Annotated in this window: 21 protein-coding genes; 11 read left to right on the top strand and 10 right to left on the bottom strand. The window is 74.8% G+C overall.

Features of this window, described 5'->3' with window-relative positions; genetic code table 11:
- Window positions 1–2: 2 nt before the first annotated feature.
- Complete coding sequence (locus AMIR_RS09855) at window positions 3–1220, top strand: MFS transporter (RefSeq protein ID WP_015800805.1); 1218 nt, start codon at window positions 3–5, stop codon at window positions 1218–1220.
- A 7-nt stretch (window positions 1221–1227) separates the two neighbouring features.
- On the opposite strand, the gene AMIR_RS09850 is transcribed toward AMIR_RS09855, so the two are convergent.
- From AMIR_RS09850 to AMIR_RS09825, 6 genes are all read right to left on the bottom strand, one after another.
- The gene (locus AMIR_RS09850) at window positions 1228–1626 is read right to left on the bottom strand and encodes a DUF5313 family protein (protein WP_015800804.1); all 399 of its coding nucleotides are present in this window, start codon (window positions 1624–1626) and stop codon (window positions 1228–1230) included.
- The gene (locus AMIR_RS09845) at window positions 1623–2078 is read right to left on the bottom strand and encodes a MarR family winged helix-turn-helix transcriptional regulator (protein WP_015800803.1); all 456 of its coding nucleotides are present in this window, start codon (window positions 2076–2078) and stop codon (window positions 1623–1625) included. Before AMIR_RS09845 ends, AMIR_RS09850 begins: the two co-directional genes overlap by 4 nt.
- A 524-nt stretch (window positions 2079–2602) precedes the next feature.
- Window positions 2603–3502, bottom strand: a complete 900-nt coding sequence (locus AMIR_RS09840) for a hypothetical protein (protein ID WP_015800802.1) — start codon at window positions 3500–3502, stop codon at window positions 2603–2605.
- Entirely contained in the window at window positions 3499–4824 is a 1326-nt protein-coding gene (locus tag AMIR_RS09835) for a hypothetical protein (RefSeq protein ID WP_015800801.1), read from the bottom strand. The genes AMIR_RS09840 and AMIR_RS09835 overlap by 4 nt, the downstream gene beginning before the upstream one ends.
- Window positions 4817–5113: a DUF6403 family protein gene (locus AMIR_RS09830; RefSeq protein ID WP_240438879.1), complete on the bottom strand. Its 297-nt coding sequence runs from the start codon at window positions 5111–5113 to the stop codon at window positions 4817–4819. The genes AMIR_RS09835 and AMIR_RS09830 overlap by 8 nt, the downstream gene beginning before the upstream one ends.
- Window positions 5114–5262: 149 nt before the next feature.
- Window positions 5263–6141, bottom strand: coding sequence for an NAD-dependent protein deacetylase (locus AMIR_RS09825; protein WP_015800799.1), 879 nt, complete (start codon window positions 6139–6141; stop codon window positions 5263–5265).
- A 329-nt stretch (window positions 6142–6470) separates the two neighbouring features.
- Here AMIR_RS09825 and AMIR_RS09820 point away from each other — a divergent pair, with 329 nt between their 5' ends.
- The 3 genes from AMIR_RS09820 (at window position 6471) to AMIR_RS09810 (ending at window position 8812) form a co-directional block, all read left to right on the top strand.
- Entirely contained in the window at window positions 6471–7670 is a 1200-nt protein-coding gene (locus AMIR_RS09820) for a cytochrome P450 (protein WP_015800798.1), read from the top strand.
- Between the two features lie 211 nt (window positions 7671–7881).
- Complete coding sequence (locus AMIR_RS09815; protein WP_015800797.1) at window positions 7882–8082, top strand: ferredoxin; 201 nt, start codon at window positions 7882–7884, stop codon at window positions 8080–8082.
- Between the two features lie 22 nt (window positions 8083–8104).
- On the top strand, window positions 8105–8812 hold the full coding sequence (locus AMIR_RS09810; protein WP_162945223.1) for a TetR/AcrR family transcriptional regulator: 708 nt from the start codon (window positions 8105–8107) through the stop codon (window positions 8810–8812).
- Here AMIR_RS09810 and AMIR_RS09805 read toward each other — a convergent pair.
- Complete coding sequence (locus AMIR_RS09805; protein WP_015800795.1) at window positions 8809–9153, bottom strand: SDR family NAD(P)-dependent oxidoreductase; 345 nt, start codon at window positions 9151–9153, stop codon at window positions 8809–8811. The genes AMIR_RS09810 and AMIR_RS09805 overlap by 4 nt on opposite strands.
- A 302-nt stretch (window positions 9154–9455) precedes the next feature.
- Between AMIR_RS09805 and AMIR_RS42650 the strand changes: the two genes are divergently transcribed.
- Window positions 9456–10490: a methyl-accepting chemotaxis protein gene (locus AMIR_RS42650; RefSeq protein WP_015800794.1), complete on the top strand. Its 1035-nt coding sequence runs from the start codon at window positions 9456–9458 to the stop codon at window positions 10488–10490.
- A 229-nt stretch (window positions 10491–10719) separates the two neighbouring features.
- Here AMIR_RS42650 and AMIR_RS40105 read toward each other — a convergent pair whose 3' ends face one another.
- Window positions 10720–11058 (bottom strand): hypothetical protein, encoded by a 339-nt coding sequence (locus AMIR_RS40105; RefSeq protein ID WP_015800793.1) that lies wholly within the window; start codon window positions 11056–11058, stop codon window positions 10720–10722.
- Window positions 11059–11149: 91 nt separating this feature from the next.
- Window positions 11150–13858 carry a DUF4118 domain-containing protein gene (locus tag AMIR_RS09790; RefSeq protein WP_015800792.1) on the bottom strand — a complete coding sequence of 903 codons (2709 nt, stop codon included), beginning with the start codon at window positions 13856–13858 and terminating at the stop codon, window positions 11150–11152.
- 254 nt (window positions 13859–14112) lie between these two features.
- On the opposite strand from AMIR_RS09790, the gene AMIR_RS09785 reads away from it, so the two are divergent.
- The gene (locus tag AMIR_RS09785) at window positions 14113–15807 is read left to right on the top strand and encodes a choice-of-anchor A family protein (protein ID WP_084798838.1); all 1695 of its coding nucleotides are present in this window, start codon (window positions 14113–14115) and stop codon (window positions 15805–15807) included.
- Window positions 15808–15953: 146 nt separating this feature from the next.
- On the opposite strand, the gene AMIR_RS09780 is transcribed toward AMIR_RS09785, so the two are convergent.
- Window positions 15954–17432 (bottom strand): MFS transporter, encoded by a 1479-nt coding sequence (locus tag AMIR_RS09780; protein WP_015800790.1) that lies wholly within the window; start codon window positions 17430–17432, stop codon window positions 15954–15956.
- 89 nt (window positions 17433–17521) lie between these two features.
- Here AMIR_RS09780 and AMIR_RS09775 point away from each other — a divergent pair, with 89 nt between their 5' ends.
- The 5 genes from AMIR_RS09775 (at window position 17522) to AMIR_RS09755 (ending at window position 21457) form a co-directional block, all read left to right on the top strand.
- The gene (locus tag AMIR_RS09775; protein ID WP_015800789.1) at window positions 17522–18247 is read left to right on the top strand and encodes a TetR/AcrR family transcriptional regulator; all 726 of its coding nucleotides are present in this window, start codon (window positions 17522–17524) and stop codon (window positions 18245–18247) included.
- A 165-nt stretch (window positions 18248–18412) separates the two neighbouring features.
- Window positions 18413–18850, top strand: coding sequence for a TOBE domain-containing protein (locus AMIR_RS09770; protein WP_280956294.1), 438 nt, complete (start codon window positions 18413–18415; stop codon window positions 18848–18850).
- 5 nt (window positions 18851–18855) lie between these two features.
- Window positions 18856–19650, top strand: coding sequence for a molybdate ABC transporter substrate-binding protein (gene modA, locus AMIR_RS09765; protein ID WP_015800787.1), 795 nt, complete (start codon window positions 18856–18858; stop codon window positions 19648–19650).
- Window positions 19647–20426 carry a molybdate ABC transporter permease subunit gene (modB, locus tag AMIR_RS09760; RefSeq protein WP_015800786.1) on the top strand — a complete coding sequence of 260 codons (780 nt, stop codon included), beginning with the start codon at window positions 19647–19649 and terminating at the stop codon, window positions 20424–20426. Before modA ends, modB begins: the two co-directional genes overlap by 4 nt.
- The gene (locus AMIR_RS09755) at window positions 20423–21457 is read left to right on the top strand and encodes an ABC transporter ATP-binding protein (protein WP_015800785.1); all 1035 of its coding nucleotides are present in this window, start codon (window positions 20423–20425) and stop codon (window positions 21455–21457) included. The genes modB and AMIR_RS09755 overlap by 4 nt, the downstream gene beginning before the upstream one ends.
- The last annotated feature ends 70 nt before the right edge of the window (window positions 21458–21527 follow it).

The following is a 21527-nucleotide window of genomic DNA, read 5'->3' as shown; positions in this document are numbered from 1 at the left end:
CCGTGGCCAAGACCAAGATCCGCTTGGGTTCGGAGTTCACCGGGCTGTGGCTGTCCAACGCGGTGGCCAACCTCGGTGACGGCCTGTCCGTGGCCGCGGGTCCGCTGCTGCTGGCCTCGCTCACCTCGGACCCGCTCCTGGTCGCCGCCTCCCTGTTCGCCCAGCAAGCCCCCTGGCTGCTGTTCTCCCCGCTGGGCGCCGCGCTGCTGGACCGGGGCCCGGACCGCCGCCTGCTCCTGGTCGCCCTCACCACCACCCGCTGCGCCGTGGTCGCCGCGCTGGCCGCGCTCGTCTGGCTGGACCTGGCCACCATCCCCGTCGTCTACGCCCTGCTGTTCACGCTCGGCGCGGCGGGCGCGCTGGCGGACGGCGCGATCGGCGCCCTGGTCCCCGCGCTCGTCCCCGCGGCCGACCTGGGCACGGCGAACTCGCGCGTCAGCGCGGGCACCCTCGCGGGCAGCACGCTCCTCGGCCCGGCGCTGGGCGCCTGGCTGTTCGCGGTGGCCGCCGCCGCCCCGTTCACCGCGGAGGCGCTCGGCTTCGCCGTCGCGGCCGTCCTGCTGCGCGGGCGACGCCAGGCGCCGCCGATCGAGGTCGTCACGCGCGCCGCCCCGCCACCGCCGCCGAGCCTCGCCGAGGGCCTGCGCTGGCTGTGGCACAACCGCCTGCTGCGCCTGCTGGCCCTGGCGCTGCTGCTGATGAACATGACGCTCTACGGCTTCCTCGGCGTCCTGGTCCTCTACGCCCGCGAACGCCTGGACGCCGGACCGGCCGCGTTCGGCCTGCTCCTGGCCGCCACCGCCGCGGGCGGGGTCCTGGTCGTCCCGCTGGTGCCCCGCCTGGTCGACCGCTTCGGACCGGTCCCGCTGCTGCGCGCCGGCCTGGTCGTGGAGACCGTCGCCCACGTCGCCCTCGCCCTGGTCCGGGCGTTCCCGGCCGCGATCGCGGTGCTGGTCGTGTTCGGCGCGCACTCGGTGCTGTGGGGCACGATCACCCGGACCGCCCGCGCCCGCGTGGTCCCGGACCGGCTGCGCCGCTCGGTGAACGGCGCGTTCCTGCTGTTCAGCTCGGGCGGCGCGGCGCTGGGGGCGATCCAGGGCGGGCTCGTCGCGCGGGCCTTCGGCGTCACGGGGCCGCTGTGGGTGGCGGCCGTGGTGGTGGGCCTGCTGTCCGCGCTGACGTGGCAGCTGCTGGCGGTGGTGGGCGGCGAGGACGGGTGAGCGCGCGCTACTCGCTCTTCCAGGCCGCGTCGTAGCGCTGCTGCCGCAGCTCGTCCTGCGCGGCGGCCCGCGCCTTCCTGGCCTGACCGGCCGCGCCGTTCTCGTAGCCGTACTTGGACACCCGGTTCTCGGTGCTCTCGATCGCGTAGGACATCGCGAAGTACACGCCCACGATCAGCCCCAGCGAGCCGCACGCGATCGCCAGGGGCAGCGGCGAGCCGAGGCCGAGCACGAGCCCGGCGGCGATGACGATCGTCAGCGGCAGGACCTGCACGAACGCCCGGACCATGAACCACACCAGCCAGGACGGCTTGGTGGCCTGCTCGAAGATCCACTCGCGGTACCGCTGGGGCAGCCTGCCCCCGACGAGGTACCACAGGCGCAGCGCGGGGGACGGGCGGTTCACTGTGCCTCCTTGGCAGCGGCGATCAGGCGGGTCAGGGCCCCGTGCAGGTCCTGGAGCTGGTCGAGCTCCACGCCGAGGCGGTCGACCACGGCGGGCGGGATCTTCAGCGCCTCCTGGCGCAGCGCCTGCCCCTGCGGGGTGAGCGTCACGGCCAGCACGCGCTCGTCGTCGGCGTCCCGGCCGCGCTGCACGTACCCGATCGCCTCCAGCCGCTTGAGCAGCGGGGACAGCGTGCCGGGGTCGAGCGCGAGGAGCCCGCTCAGTTCCTTGACCGACAGCGGCGCGCCCTGCCAGAGGGCGAGCATCACGAGGTACTGGGGGTGGGTGAGCCCCAGCGGTTCGAGCAGTGGCCGGTAGACCGAGACCACGGTCCTGGACGCGATCGAGAGGGCGAAGCAGACCTGCCGCTCCAGGGCCAGCGGGTCCTCGGCGTTGCTTTGTGTGCCAACCATTTGCACACCACGGTAGAGCAGGGCGCGGCTCGGGGACTCCGCCGGACGGCCAGTTGTCCGGGAGATCACACCGGCGGACGCCGCAGGACCGGGCGGCCGAACCGGAGGGCGGGAAAAGGGTGAACAACTCCCGAACCGCACCCGAAGAAAATCCCGTGGAACACCACTGGGACGCGCGGAACAACGCGATCACGGGTCAGGGGTATTGACGGGGGTCGGCATGTGATAGGCGCGGGAAATGTGGGAAGCCGTCCGTCGGTTCACGACGGACGGCTCCCCGCGCGATGTGGTCAGACCACCGGGAGGTGGAACATCACCGCAGCTCAGAAGAGCTTCAGCGGTGGCGGCGACCGCGCGGGCGGAGGACTCCGCCCAGCGGGCTGGTCGTCATTTCGCACTCCTCGTTCGGTGTGCCCCCATCCTGCACGACGGATCGCTGGGACGTCAAACAATTAACAGGTGAACGCCCCGTGCCCAATCAGTGGGAACGCGCCGCAGGCGATTCGCGCCGCCACCCGGACCGGCTATCGCGCCCACGCGCGAGCCTCCGGCTGCCCCAGTCGCCGGGCCAGGCGGTCGGCGCGGGCGGTGAGCGCCTCGGCCCTGCGGGTCAGCGGCTCGGGGTCCGCGCCACCGCGCCGGTCGGCGTCGGCGACCGAGCCCGCCAGGTCGGCGCAGTCGGTGACCAGCGCCAGGTACTCGGCCCGCACGGCAGGCGTGACCAGGTCGTCCAGCTCGACGATCCGCTGCGCCAGCTCCCCGGTGGCCGCGCTGAGCCGGGACCGCGCGTCCCGCTCCCCCTCGGCCCGCGCCCGCCCCCTGGCCACCGCGCCACCGGCCCGACCGCCCAGCAGGTACAGCGCCGCCGACCCCACCAGCACCGCGAGCAGCGCGGCGGCGGCGAGCAGGTGGCGGGCGGGCGACGGGCTGAGCACCCGGCCGCCGTCGGGCACGGTCCCGGCGCGCACGAGCTGGTCGTAGTTCACCGCGACGATCTTCAGCGCCTCCAGCGGCCGGTCGGCGAACTGGTGCACGCCCCGGCGGATCGCCAGCTCCGCCACGAACGCCCGCCCGAAGTTCTCCTCGCCCCGCCCCGGCAGCAGCGCGCACCCGTAGCTGGCGTACTCGCCGCCCTCCCGGCTCAGCAGCAGCACGACGGTCCCGTCGGCGGCGCGCTCCAGGTCGTCGCAGCCGTCGCGCAGGTCCGCCTCGGGCTCCAGGAACACCACGACGAGCCTGCGGTTGCCGATGATCCGCTCGGCCGCCTCCTGGTCGAGCTCGACGCCGGGCGCCGCGTACACCGAGGACTGGGCGACCTGCCGCGCGGCGGGACCGTCGAACAGCCCGCCGCTCCACACCGCCCACCCGGCGAGGACCAGGCAGGCCACGAGCACCGCCGCGCACGCGGCCGGGACGCGCCTCACGCCAGGCTCCCGCGCAGGTAGGCGGACGGCCGGTAGTCGGGTCGCCCGAGCTGCCTGGCGGTGGTGTCCAGCTCGGCCTCGGCGGCGTCGAGCAGGCGGCGCACGTGGGCCTCGGGCAGCCCGGTCTCCAGCGCCTCGCGGGCCGAGCCGAGCCGGGCGAGCCCGCGGGTGAGCGAGGCGTCGCGGCTGAGCGCGGACACCTCGACGGCGAGCGCGGACAGCGCGGCGAGCCGGGCCGGGCTGGTGCGCGGCTCGCCGGGGCGCACCCGCGCGGCGCGGGCGCTGAGCGCCAGGAACGCCGCGACGCAGCCGGTGAACGCCCACGGCAGCGCGGGCAGCGCGATGTCGAGCGGGTCGGGCGCCAGGTAGGGCAGGGGGCGGTCGAACAGGCCCGCGTAGCGCAGGTCGGTGACCCGGTCCAGGTAGGCGGCCAGTATCACCGCCTGCGGGTAGGCGTAGGCGTCGATCCGGTCGGAGAACTGGCCGTAGAAGCTGGCGGCGGCGACCTCGGCGAAGTCGTCCGCGTGCGGGCCGTGGTACTCGACCCAGTTGCCGTACATGACCACGACGGGCCGGTCCGGGAACACCGAGGCGAGCGCGGAGCCGTAGTCGGGGACGGGCGCGTCGCGCTCCTGCACCGGGAACACCGCGTAGAGCGCGTCGCCGGGGAACGCGTCGGGCTTGTCGGGGACGTCGTCGAGCGCGGCTCCCTGGGCGACGTGCGGCAGCCCGTCGCGCAGGTCGACGGCGACCGCCTCCAGCTCCTGCGGGGTCGGCTCGCGCCTGCGGAACGGGTCGACGTCGGCGGGAGCGAGGTCGCCGACGTGCAGCGCGACCAGGTCGAGCACCTCGTTGGTGACGTCGGCGAGCGCGAACTGGGCGCGCCAGCCGGGGATGGTGTCCGGGTAGGCCTGGTTGACGCCGTCGGTGACCTCGGTGCCCATGACCAGGACGGTGGCGTTCTCGACGTCGCGGACCCGGTCGCGCTCGTCCTCGTCGAGCCCTGCGGGGGCGACCAGGACGCGCACGTCGGTGCCCGCGACGGCGGCGTCGACCAGCGCCTCGTCCCAGGTGGCGGTGGCCCCCGGCAGCCGGACCACCGGGGCGGCCTCGACCAGCGCGGTCATCTCCTCCACCGAGGGCACGGTCAGGCCCGCCAGCTCGCCCGCCGCGCCCTCGGGCACGGGTTCGCGCGGTGACGGGGACTCGCCGTAGCTGACGTCGACGGCGCGGCGCTGGGCGAGCAGGAACACCACGAGCACGACGACCGCGATGGCCAGCGCGGCGAACCGCACCGCGCGGAGCACCGGGGCCTCAGCCATGGAAGCTCCCCCGCCACAGCCGCTCGGCGCGGCGGGCGCAGTCGGCGGCGACGCGCGCGGAGGCGGTGCCGCCCCGGTTGGCCATGAGCAGCTCGGCGCGGGCGAGCAGGCGCTCGGCCTCCGGGCAGTACCAGCCGCCAGCGTCGCGGCTGATCGCGGCGCTGTCGATGGCGGCGAGCGCGGTGGAGCGGGCCACGGCGGCGGTCCGGGCGCTGGCGCGGGCGCGGGGGACGAGGGCCGCGCCGAAACCGGCGATCACCAGCACGGCCGCTCCGAGCAGCCAGACCATCCACATGAGCGCGCCATTCCAGGTGAGGTGTGCACCTGATTGTGCCCGGTCGGGTGACGGTCGGCGGTGGGGCCGGGGGTGTGTGGGGGCACGTCGCGTCCTCGGTCTCGTCCTGGGTCTCGTCGTGGGGCTCGTCCCCGGCCCCGGCCTCAGCCCGCGCCCAGCAGGTCGACCAGCTCGCCCAGCGCCTGCCCCAGCTCGCGGTCGACGCGGACGGCGGCGCGGTCGTCTCCCCTGGTGACGCCCCGGTTGAGGATGGCGACGGGCTTGCCGGACTTGGCGGCGTGGCGCACGAACCGCAGGCCGGACATGACGGTCAGCGAGGAGCCGAGGACGAGGAGGGTGTCGGCGGCGTCGACCAGGTCGTAGCAGTGGCGCACGCGCTCGGGCGGGACGTTCTCGCCGAAGAAGACGACGTCGGGCTTGAGGACGCCGCCGCAGCGGGCGCAGTCGACCACGCGGAAGCCCGCGACGGCCTCGGCGGGCAGGTCGGCGTCGCCGTCCGGGTTGACCCGGTCGGCGGTGGCGGTGAAGCCGGGGTTGGCCTCGCGCAGGCGGGCGTCGTGCTCGGCGCGGTCGGTGGTGGCCCCGCAGTCCAGGCAGATCACGCGGTAGAGGCTGCCGTGCAGCTCGACGACGTCGGTGGCGCCGCCGTCCTGGTGCAGGCCGTCGACGTTCTGGGTGATGACCGCGTCGACCAGGCCGGCGCGCTGGAGGGCGGCGACGGCGCGGTGGCCGTCGTTGGGCTCGGCGCGGCGCATGGCGCGCCAGCCGACGTGGGCGCGCGCCCAGTAGCGGCGGCGGCCCTCGGCCGAGGCGGTGAAGTCCTGGTAGGTCATCGGGGTGTGCTTGCGCAGGCTGCCCTCGGCGCCCCGGTAGTCGGGGATGCCGGACCCGGTGGACAGGCCCGCCCCGCTGAGCACCAGCGCGCGACCGGGGCGCAGCAGGTCGACCAGCGGGGTGAGCGAGGTCGTCCTGGGCAGCGGGTCGCCGGTGGCGGTCCAGGTGAGGGTCGGGCGTGTCCGCATGGGACGAGGGTACGACCGGGGGCGGGTGGGGCGCGGGGTGCGGGGGTGGGGGTGGAGGGGTGTGGGGGCGAGGGGGTGTCGGGGGCTGAGGAAGAGCGCGGGGGAAGAGCCCCAGAGCAGGGGAGCCGCAGTGTGCGGTCGCGGTGCGGCGGTTGGGTGTCTCGCACTGCTGCGCAGCGCGGGTCTCGCACTGCTGCGCAGCGCGCTGCTCCGCTCGGGCGGAGGTGCTGCGCCCGTCCGGTGGTCACCCTGCCGACAGGGTCGACCGCGCTCCGCTTATGTGATAGCCATCTATCAGAACGCTCGTCGCCTGATGGCAGGAGAACACCGTGAGCGAGACCGCTGTGCGCCCAGCACCGGAACTGCCGGTGCACATGCGCAGGAACGGCTTCGACCCCCACCCCGCGCTCACCGAGTTGCGCGACTCCGGCGGCATCCGGCGCGAGCGCACCCCGATGGGGCTGGACGCGTGGGTGGTGAGCAGGCACGAGGACGTGCGCCGGGTCCTGTCGGACACCTCGACGTTCAGCAACAACAGCGAGGACCTGCCCACGCTCGCCGACATGGCGCCGGAGGAGCGCAGGAAGCGGCTGTCGGGGAACCTGCTGGCGCTCGACCCGCCCGACCACACCAGGGTGCGCAGACTGCTCACGCCGGAGTTCACGATCCGGCGGATGCGGCGGCTGGAGCCCCGGATCAAGCAGATCGTGGACGACCACCTGGACGCGATGGAGCAGGCCGGTCAGCCCGCCGACGTGGTGCGCGACTTCGCGCTGCCGGTGCCGTCGCTGGTGATCAGCGAGCTGCTCGGCGTGCCCTACGAGGACCGGGCCGACTTCCAGCGGCGCAGCAACCTGCTGCTGGACATGTCGCTGCCGATGGCGGAGCGCAGGCGGGTGGGCGAGGAGTCGCGGACCTACATGGCGCGGCTGGTCGCGGGCGCGAAGGCCGATCCCGGCGAGGACCTGCTGGGGATGCTCGCGCGCGAGGACGAGCTGGACGACGACGAGCTGATCGGGATCGCGTCGCTGCTGCTGATCGCCGGGCACGAGACGACCTCGAACATGCTCGGGCTGGGCACGCTGGCGCTGCTGCGGCACCCCGAGCAGCTCGCGCTGGTGCGCGACGACGAGACCATGACCGAGCGGGCCGTCGAGGAGCTGATGCGGTGGCTGAGCGTGGTGCACTCCGGCAGCGGGCGGAAGGTGCTGCGGGAGGTCGAGCTGGGCGGGCAGGTGCTGGCCGAGGGCGACTGGGTGGTGTGCGCGCTGCCGGGGGCGAACCGGGACCCCGGACTGCTGGAGGACCCGGAGCGGCTGGACGTGCGGCGCGGGTCGCCGGGGCACGTGGCGTTCGGGCACGGGCTGCACCACTGCCTGGGCGCGCCGCTGGCGCGGATGGAGATGCGGATCGCGTTCCCGGCGCTGCTGCGGCGCTTCCCCGGACTGCGGGAGGTGGAGGGGTACGAGCCCTCGTTCCGGTCGTACCACGTGGTGTACGGGTTGAGCGAGCTCCCGGTGCGGTGGTGACCTGTGGGGTGCTGACCGGGTGGTGCTGACCTGTGCAGCGCTGACCGGGGTGGTTCTCGGGTGAGGGGCGGGGGCGCGTCGTGGGGTGTCGCGCCTCCCGCCGGTGGGTGTTCGGCGCGGCGGGCCGTCCGGTTCGGGTGGGCCCGCGCGCCGGTCGGGTGACGCGGTCGGGTGACGCGGTCGGGTGACGCGGTCGAGCTGGAGGTGCGTGGTGGGCGAGCGGGTCGAGGCGGATCGGGACGTGTGCGTCGGGGCCGGGATGTGCGTGATGACGGCGGGCGCGGTGTTCGACCAGGACGACGACGGGATCGTGGTGGTGCTGGAGGGCGAGCCGGGTGGGGACGACGCGGCGCGGGCGCGGGACGCGGTGGCCTACTGCCCCTCGGGGGCACTGCGCCTGGTCACCGGCTGACCTGTCGACGTACGGTGCGCGGGTGCCCGCAAGATCCCCGCAGGACCGGTTCGTCCCGTCGAGTCCCCCCGCCGGGTCCTCGCCGGGGGTGGTCGCGCGCGCGGACGGCGGGGCGGCGAGCGCGGTGCGCCCGAGGCGGGCCGACGCCCGGCGCAACCACGACCGGATCGCGCGTGCGGCCGTGGAGGCGTTCGGCCGCCGGGGGCCCGAGGGGCCGAGGCTGGAGGACGTGGCGGCGCTGGCCGGGGTCGGCGTGGCGACGGTGTACCGCCTGTTCGGCGACCGGGACGGGGTGCTGCGGGCGGCGTTCGAGCTGTTCTTCGCGGAGCGGGTGACGCCGCTGGTGCTGGAGGCGAGGGCGGGGTCCGACCCCGGCGCCGGGTTGCGGCTGGTGGTGGCGGGGGCGGTGGAGGCGTTCGCGGACCACCGCTCGCTGGTGGTCGCGGCGAAGCACGCGGCCCTGATCGAGCCGGAGACCCTGGACCGCCTGCTCGGCGAGATGGCGGACCTGCTGCTGGAGGCGCAGCGGCTCGGCCAGGTGCGCGACGACGTGGTGGTGGGCGACCTCGGCGGGCTGCTGATGATGGCGCTGGCGGTCTCCCAGCTGCCGGACCGGCTCCGGAACCTGGCCCTGCTGTGGGACGGCCTGCGCCCCGGCGGTTCGGCCCTGCCCACCCCCGAGGGCTGCCGACACCCGAGTGCCGCCGACGGCGGGGTCCCCCCGGCCTAGCGCGCCCGGTCGTCGTCCAGCCGCACCGCGGGCACCCGGACGCAGGTCACGTCCACCAGGCCCGCGGTCCTCGAGGCGAGTTCGCGGCTGAACATCACCTGCGCGAGCTTCGAGTGGTAGCAGGCGCGGGTGGGGTGTGCCGGCCCGCGCCGTCCAAGTCGTCGAAGCGGATCCCGATGCGCGGTGCGGTTGATCGGGGACAGCGCGTCCTCGCCCCGTCGCCGGTCGCGGCACAGGGCGAGCACGCGGTGGCCGCGCTCGGCCAGCAGGCGGGCCGCGCGCAGCCCGATGCCGGAACCGGCTCCTGTGATCAGGACGGTGAGCCGGCTGCGGTCGGTCACGCGGCACTCCCCACTCCGGGCGCGGGTCCCCGCCCCCTTGCGGCGCGGCGGGAACGGGACCGGTGGGCGCCCAGTATCGGGGGATCGGTCGCACCCACCACCGAGGGGTCCGCCCGCGCGGCCGTCCCGGTCCGGGACGAGTGCGCCCCAGCCGGGTGACTCAGCCCACCCGATCGGCGCTACCACCGGGTAATCCTCAGCTCCCCCGCCTCGCTGCCGTCGCCGGACTTGGCCCCGCGGGACGACGCGGGTGGTCCTGTGGCGCGTGCCGCGCCCGCCGCGACAGCGAGAGGAGAGGCCCCATGCTCGGCTGGAAGTCCCGGAGGGCTCAGCAGGAGACCGGGGGTCGCGAGCCCGGTCCCCGGACCGTCGCCGACACCGGTGAGGCCGACGCGCTGCGTGACGAGCTGGCCGCCCTCAAGCAGGAGCTGGAGTTCGTCAACGAGCGCTACGGCCTGATGATCAAGGCCTCGGACATCGGGCTGTGGGACATGTCGGTCGTCGCGGGCGACCCGGTCAACGCCGGCAACGAGTTCTGGTGGTCCGACCACCTGCGCAAGATGCTCGGGTTCACCGACGAGCGGGACTTCCCGAACGTGCTGGACAGCTGGGCCTCGCGGCTGCACCCGGACGAGAAGGACTCCGTGCTGGGCGCGTTCGCCGCGCACCTGAACGACCGCACCGGCCGCATCCCCTACGACATCGAGTACCGCCTCAAGCGCAAGACCGGCGAGTACCGCTGGTACCGCGCCAGCGGCACGACCCGGCGGGACGGGGCGGGCGTCCCGCTGCGCGTCGCGGGCGCGCTGCTGGACATCGACACCCAGAAGACGCTGATGAGCGCCGCGCTGGGCTTCGTGGACCGCCTGGGCGACAGCGCGAACGAGCTGGCCGAGGTGAGCAACCGCATGTCGGACACCACGCAGACGGCCGTGTCGGTCACCGAGACGGCGGTCTCGGCGATCGAGAAGCTCGGCGAGAGCAGCCTGGAGATCGGCAAGGTCGTGCAGTTCATCACCACGATCGCCGACCAGACGAACCTGCTGGCGCTGAACGCGACCATCGAGGCGGCCCGCGCGGGCGACTCGGGGCGCGGGTTCGCCGTGGTGGCCAACGAGGTCAAGGAGCTGGCGAGCGAGACGTCGCGGGCGACCGACGACATCGGCCACAAGGTCGACGTCATCAAGGAGGACACCACGCGCGCGGTCTCCGCGATCCAGGAGATCAAGCAGATCGTGACGCTGATCGACTCGTTCCAGACGACGATCGCGTCGGTGGCCGACCACCAGCGCGAGGCCGCGCAGGACGGTCGGGCGCTGCGCGCGATCGGCGACTGACGCAGGTCTCCGGTGCGGTCGGGGTGGTGCGCTCCCGACGGCGCCGGGTGGTGGACCCGCCTCCCTGGGGGACGCGGGTCCGCCGACGTCCGCGACCGGACCGCTCGCCGGGCGCGGGAGCGGCGGTGGCCCGGCCCTTTCGCAGGGGACCGGGCCACCGCTGTTCGCGGTCCGGGGCCTTCACGGGCCAGGGCCTCGCGGTCCGGGGCCCTCGCGGTCCGGGGCCGGGTCAGACCGGGATGATCATGCCGGGGAAGGTCTTCGAGCCGGTGCAGTGCGGGCACTCGCGGCCGTTGTCGATGGTCCTGGGGACACCGCCGATGACCGCCGCCACCGGGTTCGCCAGGTAGCCCGCGCCGCCGCAGAGGTGGCAGATGGTCCTGGCCTCGGCCGTCACGGTGAACAGGCCGTCCTCGTCGTCCTCGTCCTCCTCCAGCTCGTCGACGACCTCGTCGAAGTCGTCGTCGGCCTCGTCGTCGGCCTCGAACTCGAAGTCGTCGTCGTACTCGTCGTACTCACCGTCGTCGGGCTCCTCGCGGCCGTCGCCGCCAGCCTCGCGATCCGCCATCGAGCCACCCCGAACGTCGCACGCCTTGCAGGAGCACCGATCGTAACCGCCGGGCGCGCGGCGGGCCCCGGACCGGGTCCCGCGCGGGCGGTCAGGGGGTCTGCGGACCGGCGGCGGGCAGGGACACCACGATCGTCAGGCCGCCGCCGGGGGTGTCCTCGGCGGTGATCGCGCCGCCCATGGCCTCGGTGAAGCCCTTCGCCACGCTGAGCCCCAGGCCGATGCCGGGCGCGGCGTCCCGGTCGCCCAGGCGCTGGAACGGGGCGAACACCGCCTCAGTCGTGTGCCTCGGGACGCCGGGGCCGTGGTCGACCACCCGCAGCTCGACGCGGTCGCCGTGCGCGCTGGCCCGGACCGCCACCTCGGGGAACCCCACCTCGGGGGTCGTCGCCTCGGGGCCCGCCACCCGTGGGCCCGCAGCCCCTGGGCCCGCCGCATCCGGGCCGCCACTCGCGCGGGGCGCGGGCCTGCGGCTGCCGTGGCGCAGGGCGTTGTCCACGACGTTCGCGACCACCCGCTCCAGCAGGCCGAGGTCGGCCCGGACCGGGGGCAGGTCCTCGCGGACCTCCACCAGCACCCGGTCCCGCTCGTCGACGCCCGCGAGCGCCGCCGCGACCGCCTCGTCGTAGCCGATCGCCTTGAACACCGGGGTCACGGCGCCGGTCGCGAGGCGGGAGGAGTCGAGGAGGTTGTCGACCAGGCCGGTGAGCCGGTCCGCCGACAGCTCGACCGCCTCCAGCAGCTCGGCGGTGTCCTCGGCGGACAGGGACAGCTCCACGTCGCGCAGGCTGCCGACCGACGCCTTGATGGAGGTGAGCGGGGTGCGCAGGTCGTGGCCGACCGCCGAGAGCAGCGCGGTGCGCAGCTGGGTGGTCTCGGCGAGGCGGCGGGCGTCCTCGGCCTGGGCGGACATGCGCTGGTGGCGCAGGGCAAGGAGCGCCTGCCCGGCGGCGCCTTCGAGGGCCCTGCGGTCGCCCGCCGCCAGGGGTCTGCCACGCAGGGCGAGGTGCACGTCCGGGTTCACCGGGACGTCCACGTCGGCCTCGTCGGGGTCGGCGCAGGGGTTCGGGCCCGCCGAGGCCACCGGGGTCCAGTCGTGGTCGACGCGTTCGAGGAGGGTCGCGGACTCCTGGGCGAAGTTCTCGCGGACCTGCTCCAGCAGGCGCGCCAGCGGGTCCGGTCCGGCCAGGACGGTGCGGGCGTAGGAGGCGAGCAGCGCGGCCTCGGTGCGGGCGCGGGCGGCCTGGGAGGCGAGCCTGGCGGCGCGGTCGACCACGAGGGCCACGAGCACGGCCACGGTCACCATGACCAGGAGGGTGAGCAGGTTCTCCTGGGCCGAGACGGTGAGGCTGTAGTAGGGCTGGGTGAAGAAGAAGTTCAGCATCCCGGCGCCGATCAGCGCGGCGAACACCGCCGGTCCGAGGCCGCCGACCAGGGCGACGACGACGGTGGCGAGGAAGAAGCCGACCAGGTCGGTGGAGAAGGTGATGTCCTCGGCCAGCGCGGTGCCGATCCCGGTGACGACCAGCGGCAGCAGGACCGAGAGCAGCCAGCCGAGCGCCTGCCTGGACGGGGTGAGCGGGTTGCGGTCCGGGTGGCGGCGCGGGGGCTCCGGGGACTCGTCGTGCGGGACCATGTGGACGTCGATGCTGTCGGAGCGCGCGATGACCGCGGCCCCGACGCCCCCGTCGAACGCCCTGGCCAGGCGGGAGCGGCGGGACGCGCCGAGGACGAGCTGGGTGGCGTTGACGCCTCGGGCGAACTCCAGCAGCGCGGTGGGGACGTCGTCGCCGACGACGGTGTGGTAGGTCGCGCCGAGGTCCTCGGTGAGCCTGCGGAAGCGCGACGGGGCGTCGGGCGCGTCGGGGCCGGTGGCGCGCGGGGCCACCGGCAGGACGGTGACCACGAGGAGCTCGGCCGCCGCGCTCAGGGCGATGCGGCGGGCCCTGCGGATCAGCGGTTCGCTCTCCGGGCCGCCGGTGATGGCGACGACCACGCGCTCCCTGGTCTCCCAGGTGTCGGTGATGCGCTGGTCGGCGCGGTAGCGCTGGAGCGCCACGTCCACCTGGTCGGCCACCCAGAGCAGGGCCAGCTCGCGCAGGGCGGCGAGGTTGCCGGGGCGGAAGTAGTCGGCGAGGGCGGCGTCGACCTTGTGGGCCGGGTAGACGTTGCCGTGCGCCAGGCGGCGGCGCAGGGCCTCCGGGGTGAGGTCGACCAGCTCGACCTGCTCGGCGCGGCGGACCACCTCGTCCGGGACGGTCTCGCGCTGGTCGACGCCGGTGATCCGGCGGACCACGTCGCTGAGGGACTCCAGGTGGTGGACGTTCAGGGTGGTGAGGACGTCGATGCCCGCGTCCAGGAGGTCCTCGACGTCCTGCCAGCGCTTGGGGTTCCCGGCGCCGGGCGGGTTGGTGTGGGCGAGCTCGTCGACCACGACGACGGCCGGGGCCCGGCGCAGGACGGCCTCCAGGTCCAGTTCGGACCGGGGTTCCCCGTCGTGGTGGGTGGTGCGGCGGGGGATCTGCTCCAGGCCGTCCAGGAGTTCGGCGGTGCGGGCGCGGTCGTGCGCCTCGACCAGGCCCACGACGACGTCCGCCCCGCGCTCGCGGCGGCGGTGGGCCTCGTTCAGCAGCGCGAAGGTCTTGCCGACGCCGGGGGCCGCGCCCAGGTAGATGCGCAGTTCGCCGCGCTTGCGCTTGGTGTCGACCACGGGATCAGTGTGCGCGGTGGGGGCGGTCGGGTCGGCGGGCGGCGACCGGGTCCCGGTTCCGACTACCGGGGGTGACGGCAAAACGGACATCGGGCTTCTGGCAGCCTCGCACCCGTCGCAACCGCGGCAACCGTCCCGCAACCGGGTTCCGGATCCCGGCAACCGTCGCGCAACCGTCGTGGACCCGTTGCCTCACCCGAAAGAGCCGAGATCGACCGTCCACAACGGACAGTTGTCAAACCTGCGGAAAAAACTTCACCCGATCGTGTATATCGCTACTCTATTTGGGTGAGCGCGCTCACCCATTCAGGTGCAAATGGGTTGCTGTGCCGCACTATCGGTTCATGCGTTTGAGTCGACTCTCGGTAGTTGCGGGTATTGCCACCGGTCTGGTTGTCACGACGGCCACCGTCGTCCTGGCCAGCGCCCAGGCCAGCCCCTCCCCCGCCACGGGCCCCGGCCCGTGCGTCGGCGCCGAGTGCCCGGCCGAGTACGCGCCGGTCCGCGGCAACAGCGGGCGGTTCGACGGGCGCGACGAGGCGGTCAACGTGTTCGTCGGCAAGTCGTTCACCGTGTCCGGCAACGCGGCCGAGGCCGAGGGCAGGCTCGTCGTCGGGGGCTCGTTCACCCTGGCGAAGGACGGCAGCGGCGTCGGCTACAACGTCGGGACCGTGGGCGCGGGCTCGCAGGTGCCGCCGCCCGCGGGCTCGGACTTCCTGGTCACCGGCGGGGACCTGACCATCGCGCCGGGCCAGGAGCTGCGCGCCGACGGCGGTGTCGTGCGGTACGCGGGCACCAAGACCGGCGTGGTCAGCAGCACCGGCGCCGCCGTGCAGGACGACAACGCCTTCGCGCCCTACGCGGGCATCGGCGAGGCGCTCCGCGAGGACAGCGCCTGCTACGCCGCGCTCCCCGCCACCGGGACGGTCACCCGCGACGACCTCGCCACCACGTTCACCGGCGACGGCGTGTCCGCGCTCCAGGTCTTCACCCTGGCGGGCGACATCACCGGGGCGAACGGGTCGATGCAGGGCATCGAGTTCGTGGGCGTCCCGGACGGCGCGACCGTGCTGGTCAACGCCACCGGTTCCGCGCCCCGCATCACCAGCTGGTCCGGCACGCACAACAACCGCGACGGCATCGACCGCCTCGGGCAGCGGCTGCTGTGGAACTTCCCGAACGCCACGACCGTGACCCTGAACGGCCAGTCCGAGTTCCAGGGCAGCGTGGTCATCCCCCGCCAGGACAGCACCGCGAAGGTCAGCACCCCCGGCTTCAGCGGGCGGTTCTTCACGGCGGGCTCGCTGGAGCACGGCGGCAACGGCAGCGGCGACGGCAACGAGTTCCACGCGTACCCGTTCACCGGCGTGATCCCGACCTGCGGCACCGGCACCACGACGGTCCCGAGCAGCAGCACGACCAGCAGCACCAGCACGACGACGGTCGAGACCACGACGTCGAGCAGCACCACGACCACCGCGCCCAGCACCACGACGACCGCGCCGACGACCACCACCGCGCCGAGCACCAGCACCACCACGAGCACGACCGTCGAGACCACGACCACGACGCCGTGCGAGGAGACCACCCCGGAGACCAGCACCACCACCACGGTCCCGACCACGACGACCGCGCCGAGCACCAGCACGACGACCAGCACCACGACGGTCGAGACCACCCCGGAGTCGAGCACCCCGGAGACCAGCACCAGCAGCAGCTCCACCACGACCACCGCGCCGTCGACCACGTCCTCGTCCTCCTCGGCGACGACCTCGTCGACCACCTCCGCGACGACCTCGTCGTCGTCGACGTCCGAGACCACCTCGGCGACGACGTCGACCAGCACTGAGGCGTCGAGCACCACCGCCACGAGCCCGAGCACCTCGGAGAACCCGGTCGTCCCGGCCGTCGCGAAGACCTCGGGCGGCGCGGGCCTGGCCCACACCGGCTCCCCCGCCGGGATGGCGCTGGCCATCGGCGCGCTCCTGCTGATCGGCGGCGCGGCGCTGTTCGCGGTGACCCGCCGCCGCAAGGTCTGATCGACCGCCTGACCCGACTCAACGCCCGAACGGGGCCCGCGCTCTTCGCGCGGGCCCTGTTCGCGTGTGCAGGGGAGGTCAGGACACCGGGTCAGGGCGGCCGGGTCGGGGCGGCCGGGTCAGGGCGGCCGGGTCAGGACACCGGGTCAGGCCCGGACCGCGCGGGAGCGGCGCGCGCCCCAGGTGACCAGGGCCGCCGCCAGGGCGGTCAGGGCCAGGGCCGCGACGAGGATCGCCTGGTGGAAGTGGGCGGTCTGGAGCGGGGTCCAGCCGGGTGCGGTCAGGTCGGGGCCGAACAGCAGGGCCAGCGACGTCCCGGTGATCGCCAGGCCGGTGGCCGAGGCGACCTCGCCCGCCGTGTCGGTGAGGGCCGCGCCGGTCGTGGTGCGGTTCTCCGGCAGGCCGCGCAGGACGTTCATCGCCGCGACGACGCCGACCACGCGCAGCCCCAGCGCCACCAGCACTAGCGCCAGCGCGACCCAGGGGTAGCCGAGGTGGCCGAGCAGGGCGTACTCGGCGAGCCCGGCCACGACCGCCGCCGCGCCCAGCCACGCCGCGCGGTCGAACCCGAGCCTGCTCAGCAGCGGTCGCACGAACGCGCCGCCGGCGAGCAGGACCACGACCTGCGGGAGGGTGCCGAGCGCGGCCTGCGCCGGTGACCAGCCCCAGTCGAGCTGGAGCTGGAGGGCGACGAGGTAGCCGAGGCCTGCGGTGGCCAGCGCCGCCGCGGCCTTGTAGGCGAGGCCGCTCGCCACCAGCGGTCGGGCGAGCAGCGCCAGGTCGAGCAGCGGGTGGGCGGCGGTGCGCTGGCGGTGGGCGAAGCCGAGCGCCGCGAGGACCGCCGCGCCCCCCGTCCCCCACGGGGCCCAGCCCGGCCCGGACGCGACCAGGGTCGGCGTCACCAGGGCGAGCACGACGGTCGCCGTGCCCAGCGCCGCGCCGACGACGTCCACGGGGGCGCGGTGCAGCTCGGCCGGGCTGTCGGGGGCGATGCCCGCCCGGACGCCGATCAGCGCGAGCACCGCGATCGGGGCGTTGACCAGCAGCAACGCCTGCCACGGCAGGACCGTGAGCGCGAGGCCGCCGAGGGTGGGGCCGACGGCCAGGCCGATCAGGCCGACGGTGGAGATGAGCGTGGTGGCGCGCACGCGCAGCGCGTCGTCGCGGAACAGCCGGAAGGCCAGCGCCATGGAGCCGGGGGTGGTCATGGCGGCGGCCACGCCGAGCGCGGCCCGGACGGCGATGAGCTGCCAGGCGGTGGTGACGAGGGCGGTGGCGAGACCCGCGGCGGCGAGCAGGGTCAGGCCGGTGAGCATCAGCCTGCGGCGGCCGAAGCGGTCGGCGAGCGCGCCGAAGGCGAGCATCAGGCCGCCGAAGACGACCGCGTAGGCGGAGGTGACCCACTGCAGCTCGGTGGTGGTGGCGGACAGCTCGCGGCCGATGGTGGGCAGGGCGACGGTGAGGACGGAGTTGTCGAGCATCTCGAACAGGAACACGGCCGACAGGCCGACGAGCGCCACCCAGGCCTGACGCAGCGAGGTCGGCGGGGGTGGGGTGGTGACGGGCGAGGCAGCGGCCGGGATGGCGGCGGGCGGGGTGGTTCGCAGTTCAGCGGGCACGAACACTGTTCTACTCTCGAACAGTGTTCGCGACAAGGCGAACAGCGTTCGAAGTTACCTGGAACACTGTTCGCCCCGGCGGCTAGACTCGCCCCGTGCCCACACCGCAGCAGCGCCGCGCCGCCCGCAACCAGCTCCCCGGCGGTGAGGCCGCCGCCGGGCGCGGGGCGGCGCGCAAGGCCCCGATCACCGTGGACGCGATCGTCGACACCGCCTTCGGCATCGTCGAGCGCGAGGGCTACGAGGCGCTGACCATGCGCCGGGTCGCCGCCGCGCTGGGCACGGGCGCGTCGTCGCTGTACGCGCACGTGGTCAACAAGGAGGACCTGGACGAGCTGCTCATCGGCCGCCTGTGCGCGCGGGTCCCGCTGCCCGAGCCCGACCCGGCGGCGTGGCGGGCGCAGCTGACCGGCGTCTGCGCCGCGCTGCGGGACGAGTACCTGAGCTACCCCGGAATCTCCCGTGCCGCGCTCGCCGCCGCGCCGTCCAACCTGGACACGCTGCGGGTGAGCGAGGGGATGCTCGCGATCGCGCTCGCCGGGGGCGCCCCGCCGCAGGCCGCCGCGTGGGCGGTCGACGCGCTGACCCTGTACGTCAACGCCTACAGCCTGGAGCGCTCGCTGGCCGCGCGCCGCATCGCAGGCGGCGAGGACTGGGTGATCAGCCGGGAGGAGATGGCGCGGCGCTTCGCGGAGCTGCCGGACGCCTTCCCGGTGTCCAAGCGGCACGCGGCCGAGCTGACCGCGGGCACCGGGCACGACCGGTTCGACTTCACGGTCGCGCTGCTGCTCGACGGCCTGGAGCGCGCCGCGGGCGACTAGCCCGAGAACGACCAGAGGGCCCGCGGTTGGGCCGAACGGGACCGCGCCGGCCCGCGAGACGGAGAGCACGCGCACCTCCCGCACGTACCGGCTGGAGCGCGCGTCGCCCGGCAGCGCACCCCGCACCACAGGGGTTCCGGCACTTCCGCAGAAGCCGCCAATAGGCTGCCAGTCACCCGTTTCTGCGGTATTAGACTCCGCGACGTGCCGAATTTGCGGATCAGCGAAGCCGCCGCCCTGCTCGGGGTGAGCGACGACACCGTGCGCCGGTGGATCGACCAGGGACGGCTGTCCTCGGTCCAGCTCGACAGCGGGCGCATGGGCGTCGAGGGGGCCGAGCTGGCCGCGTTCGCGCAGCGCGCCGCCGAGAACCCCGAGGCGGGCGGGCCGATCACGACCTCGGCCCGCAACCGGATGCGCGGCATCGTCACCCGCGTCGTCAAGGACGGCGTCATGGCGCAGGTGGAGATGCAGGCGGGCCCGTTCCGCGTGGTGTCGCTGATGAGCAGCGACTCCGCCGAGGAGCTGGGCCTGGAGGTCGGGTCGGTGGCCGTGGCCTCCATCAAGTCCACCCACGTCGTGGTAGAGATCCCGGAGGGCTGACACCCGTGAGAACCCGTCCCCGCCTGCGCGTCCTGTCCGCGCTGTCCGCCACCGCGCTCGCGCTGACCGGCTGCGCCCCGTCGGACGCCCCGGCGCCCGCCGAGTCCGGTTCGGCAGCCACCCCGCTCGGCGAGATCACCGTCTTCGCCGCCGCCTCGCTGAACGAGACGTTCACCCGGCTGGGCGAGGAGTTCGAGGCCGCCAACCCCGGCTCGAAGGTCACCTTCAACTTCGGCGGCAGCTCGGGCCTCGCCCAGCAGCTGGGCCAGGGCGCGCCCGCCGACCTGTTCGCCTCGGCGGCCCCGGCGAACATGAAGCAGGTCACCGACACTGGCCTGGTGACCGACACGCCCACCACGTTCGTGCGCAACCGGCTGCAGATCGCCGTGCCCAAGGGCAACCCCGGCAGGATCACCGGGCTGGCCGACTTCGGCGAGGACGACCTGAAGATCGCCCTGTGCGCCGAGCAGGTGCCGTGCGGGGCCGCGTCGAAGAAGGTGTTCGAGGCGGCGGCCGTGACGCCCAAGGCCGACACGCTGGAGCAGGACGTCAAGGCCGTGCTGACCAAGGTCCGCCTCGGCGAGGTCGACGCCGCGCTGGTCTACCGCACGGACGTTCAGGCGGCGGGCGCGGAGGTGGAGGGCATCACGTTCGCCGAGGCCGACGAGGCGGTCAACGACTACCCGATCGCCGTGCTGGCCAAGGCGCCCAACGCCGCAGGCGGCAGGGCGTTCCAGGAGTACGTGCTCTCCGAGAGCGGCAAGAAGGTCCTGTCCGCCGCGGGCTTCGACGCGCCGTGACGCGCCGACCGCCGCTGGTCCTGCTGCTGCCCGCGGCGGTGGGCGTGGCCTTCCTGCTGGTCCCGCTGCTCGGGATGCTGCTGCGCACCCCGTGGGACCGGCTCGGCGAGCTGCTGTCGGCGCCCCTCGTCGGGCAGGCGCTGAGGCTGTCGCTGCTGTGCGCGTCGCTCGCGACGCTGGTGTGCCTGCTGCTGGGGGTGCCGCTGGCGTGGCTGCTGGCCCGCACGCGCGTCCCCGGCAGGGGCGTGCTGCGCGCGCTGGTGACCGTGCCGATGGTGCTGCCGCCGGTCGTCGGCGGGGTGGCGCTGCTGTACGTGCTGGGCCGCCGGGGCCTGGTGGGGCAGTACCTGGACGCCTGGTTCGGGGTGTCGCTGCCGTTCACCACGGCGGGCGTGGTGGTCGCCGAGGCGTTCGTGGCCATGCCGTTCCTGGTGGTGTCGGTGGAGGGCGCGCTGCGCGGGGCCGACCCGCGCTACGAGGAGGCGGCGGCCACGCTCGGGGCGTCCCGGTGGACGGTGTTCCGCCGGGTCACCCTGCCGTCGGTGCTGCCCGGCGTGGTGGCGGGCGCGGTGCTGTGCTGGGCGCGGGCGCTGGGCGAGTTCGGGGCGACGATCACGTTCGCGGGCAACTTCCCCGGCAGGACCGCGACCATGCCGCTGTCGGTGTACCTGGCGCTGGAGACGGACCCGGACGCGGCGATCGTGCTGAGCGTGCTGCTGCTGGTGGTGTCGGTGGCCCTGCTGGCCGCCCTGCGGGAGCGGTGGATCACCGCATGACGCTGGACGCGCGGCTGGTGGTCAGCCTGGGCGGGTTCGAGCTGGACGCGGCGCTGCGGATCGAGCGCGGCGAGGTCGTGGCGCTGCTCGGGCCCAACGGGGCGGGCAAGTCGACGGCGCTGCGCGCGCTGGCCGGGCTGGTGCCGCTGGCCGGCGGGCACGTGCGGGTCGACGGGGACGCCTGGGACCGGTTGCCGGTGGAGCGGCGGCCGGTGGGCGTGGTGTTCCAGGACTACCTGCTGTTCCGGCACATGTCGGCGCTGGAGAACGTGGCGTTCGGGTTGCGCTCGCGAGGGGTGCGCAAGGCCGAGGCGCGGGCGACGGCGCTGGGCTGGCTGGAGCGGGTCGGGCTGGGCGAGCACGCGGCGGCCCGGCCGGGCGCGCTGTCCGGCGGGCAGGCGCAGCGGGTCGCGCTGGCGCGGGCGCTGGCGACCTCGCCGGGGCTGCTGCTGCTGGACGAGCCGATGGCGGCCATGGACGCCGGGACACGGCTGCGGGTGCGCGCCGACCTCGGCGAGCACCTCGGCGGGTTCCGGGGCCGGACGCTGCTGGTGACGCACGACCCGCTGGACGCGATGGTGCTGGCCGACCGGCTGGTGGTGCTGGAGGCGGGCCGGGTGGTGCAGGAGGGGGCGCCCGAGGAGGTGGCGGCCCGGCCGCGCACGGACTACGTGGCGGCGCTGGTCGGGCTGAACCTGCTCAGGGGGACGGCGCGCGGCGACTCGGTCGAGCTGGACGGCGGCGGGGTGGTCGCGATCGGCGAGGAGCTGCGCGGCGAGGTGTTCGTGGCGTTCGCGCCTGGCTCGGTGGGGCTGTACGGGGAGCGGCCGGAGGACGGGCCGCGCAACGCCTGGCCGGTGCGGGTGGTCGGGCTGGAGCAGCAGGGGCACTCGACGCGGGTGCGGCTGGACGGGGTGGTGCCGGTGGTCGCCGAGGTGACCGCGTCGGTGGTGGCGTCGCTGCGGCTGCGGCCGGGCGACGAGCTGTGGGCGGCGGTGTCGGCGGCGGAGGTCGTCGCGTACCCGGCGTGAACCGGGCTTCGCCTCACCGCAGCTCCTCGGGCGCGTTCGCCGTGGTCGGCGGGGTTTCTCCCGAACGGTG

Source organism: Actinosynnema mirum DSM 43827 (genome assembly GCF_000023245.1).
Taxonomy (GTDB): Bacteria; Actinomycetota; Actinomycetes; order Mycobacteriales; family Pseudonocardiaceae; genus Actinosynnema; species Actinosynnema mirum.
Note: the sequence above shows the minus strand (reverse complement) of the source record. Positions and strands in the feature narration are given on the sequence as shown.

Coding starts and splice junctions, on each gene's coding strand:
- AMIR_RS09845 (WP_015800803.1), bottom strand. CDS start 2,078: ATGGTTGGCACACAAAGCAACGCCGAGGACCCGCTGGCCCTGGAGCGG.
- AMIR_RS09835 (WP_015800801.1), bottom strand. CDS start 4,824: ATGGCTGAGGCCCCGGTGCTCCGCGCGGTGCGGTTCGCCGCGCTGGCC.
- AMIR_RS09830 (WP_240438879.1), bottom strand. CDS start 5,113: ATGGTCTGGCTGCTCGGAGCGGCCGTGCTGGTGATCGCCGGTTTCGGC.
- AMIR_RS09825 (WP_015800799.1), bottom strand. CDS start 6,141: ATGCGGACACGCCCGACCCTCACCTGGACCGCCACCGGCGACCCGCTG.
- AMIR_RS42650 (WP_015800794.1), top strand. CDS start 9,456: ATGCTCGGCTGGAAGTCCCGGAGGGCTCAGCAGGAGACCGGGGGTCGC.
- AMIR_RS40105 (WP_015800793.1), bottom strand. CDS start 11,058: ATGGCGGATCGCGAGGCTGGCGGCGACGGCCGCGAGGAGCCCGACGAC.
- AMIR_RS09790 (WP_015800792.1), bottom strand. CDS start 13,858: ATGTCCGTTTTGCCGTCACCCCCGGTAGTCGGAACCGGGACCCGGTCG.
- AMIR_RS09785 (WP_084798838.1), top strand. CDS start 14,113: ATGCGTTTGAGTCGACTCTCGGTAGTTGCGGGTATTGCCACCGGTCTG.
- AMIR_RS09755 (WP_015800785.1), top strand. CDS start 20,423: ATGACGCTGGACGCGCGGCTGGTGGTCAGCCTGGGCGGGTTCGAGCTG.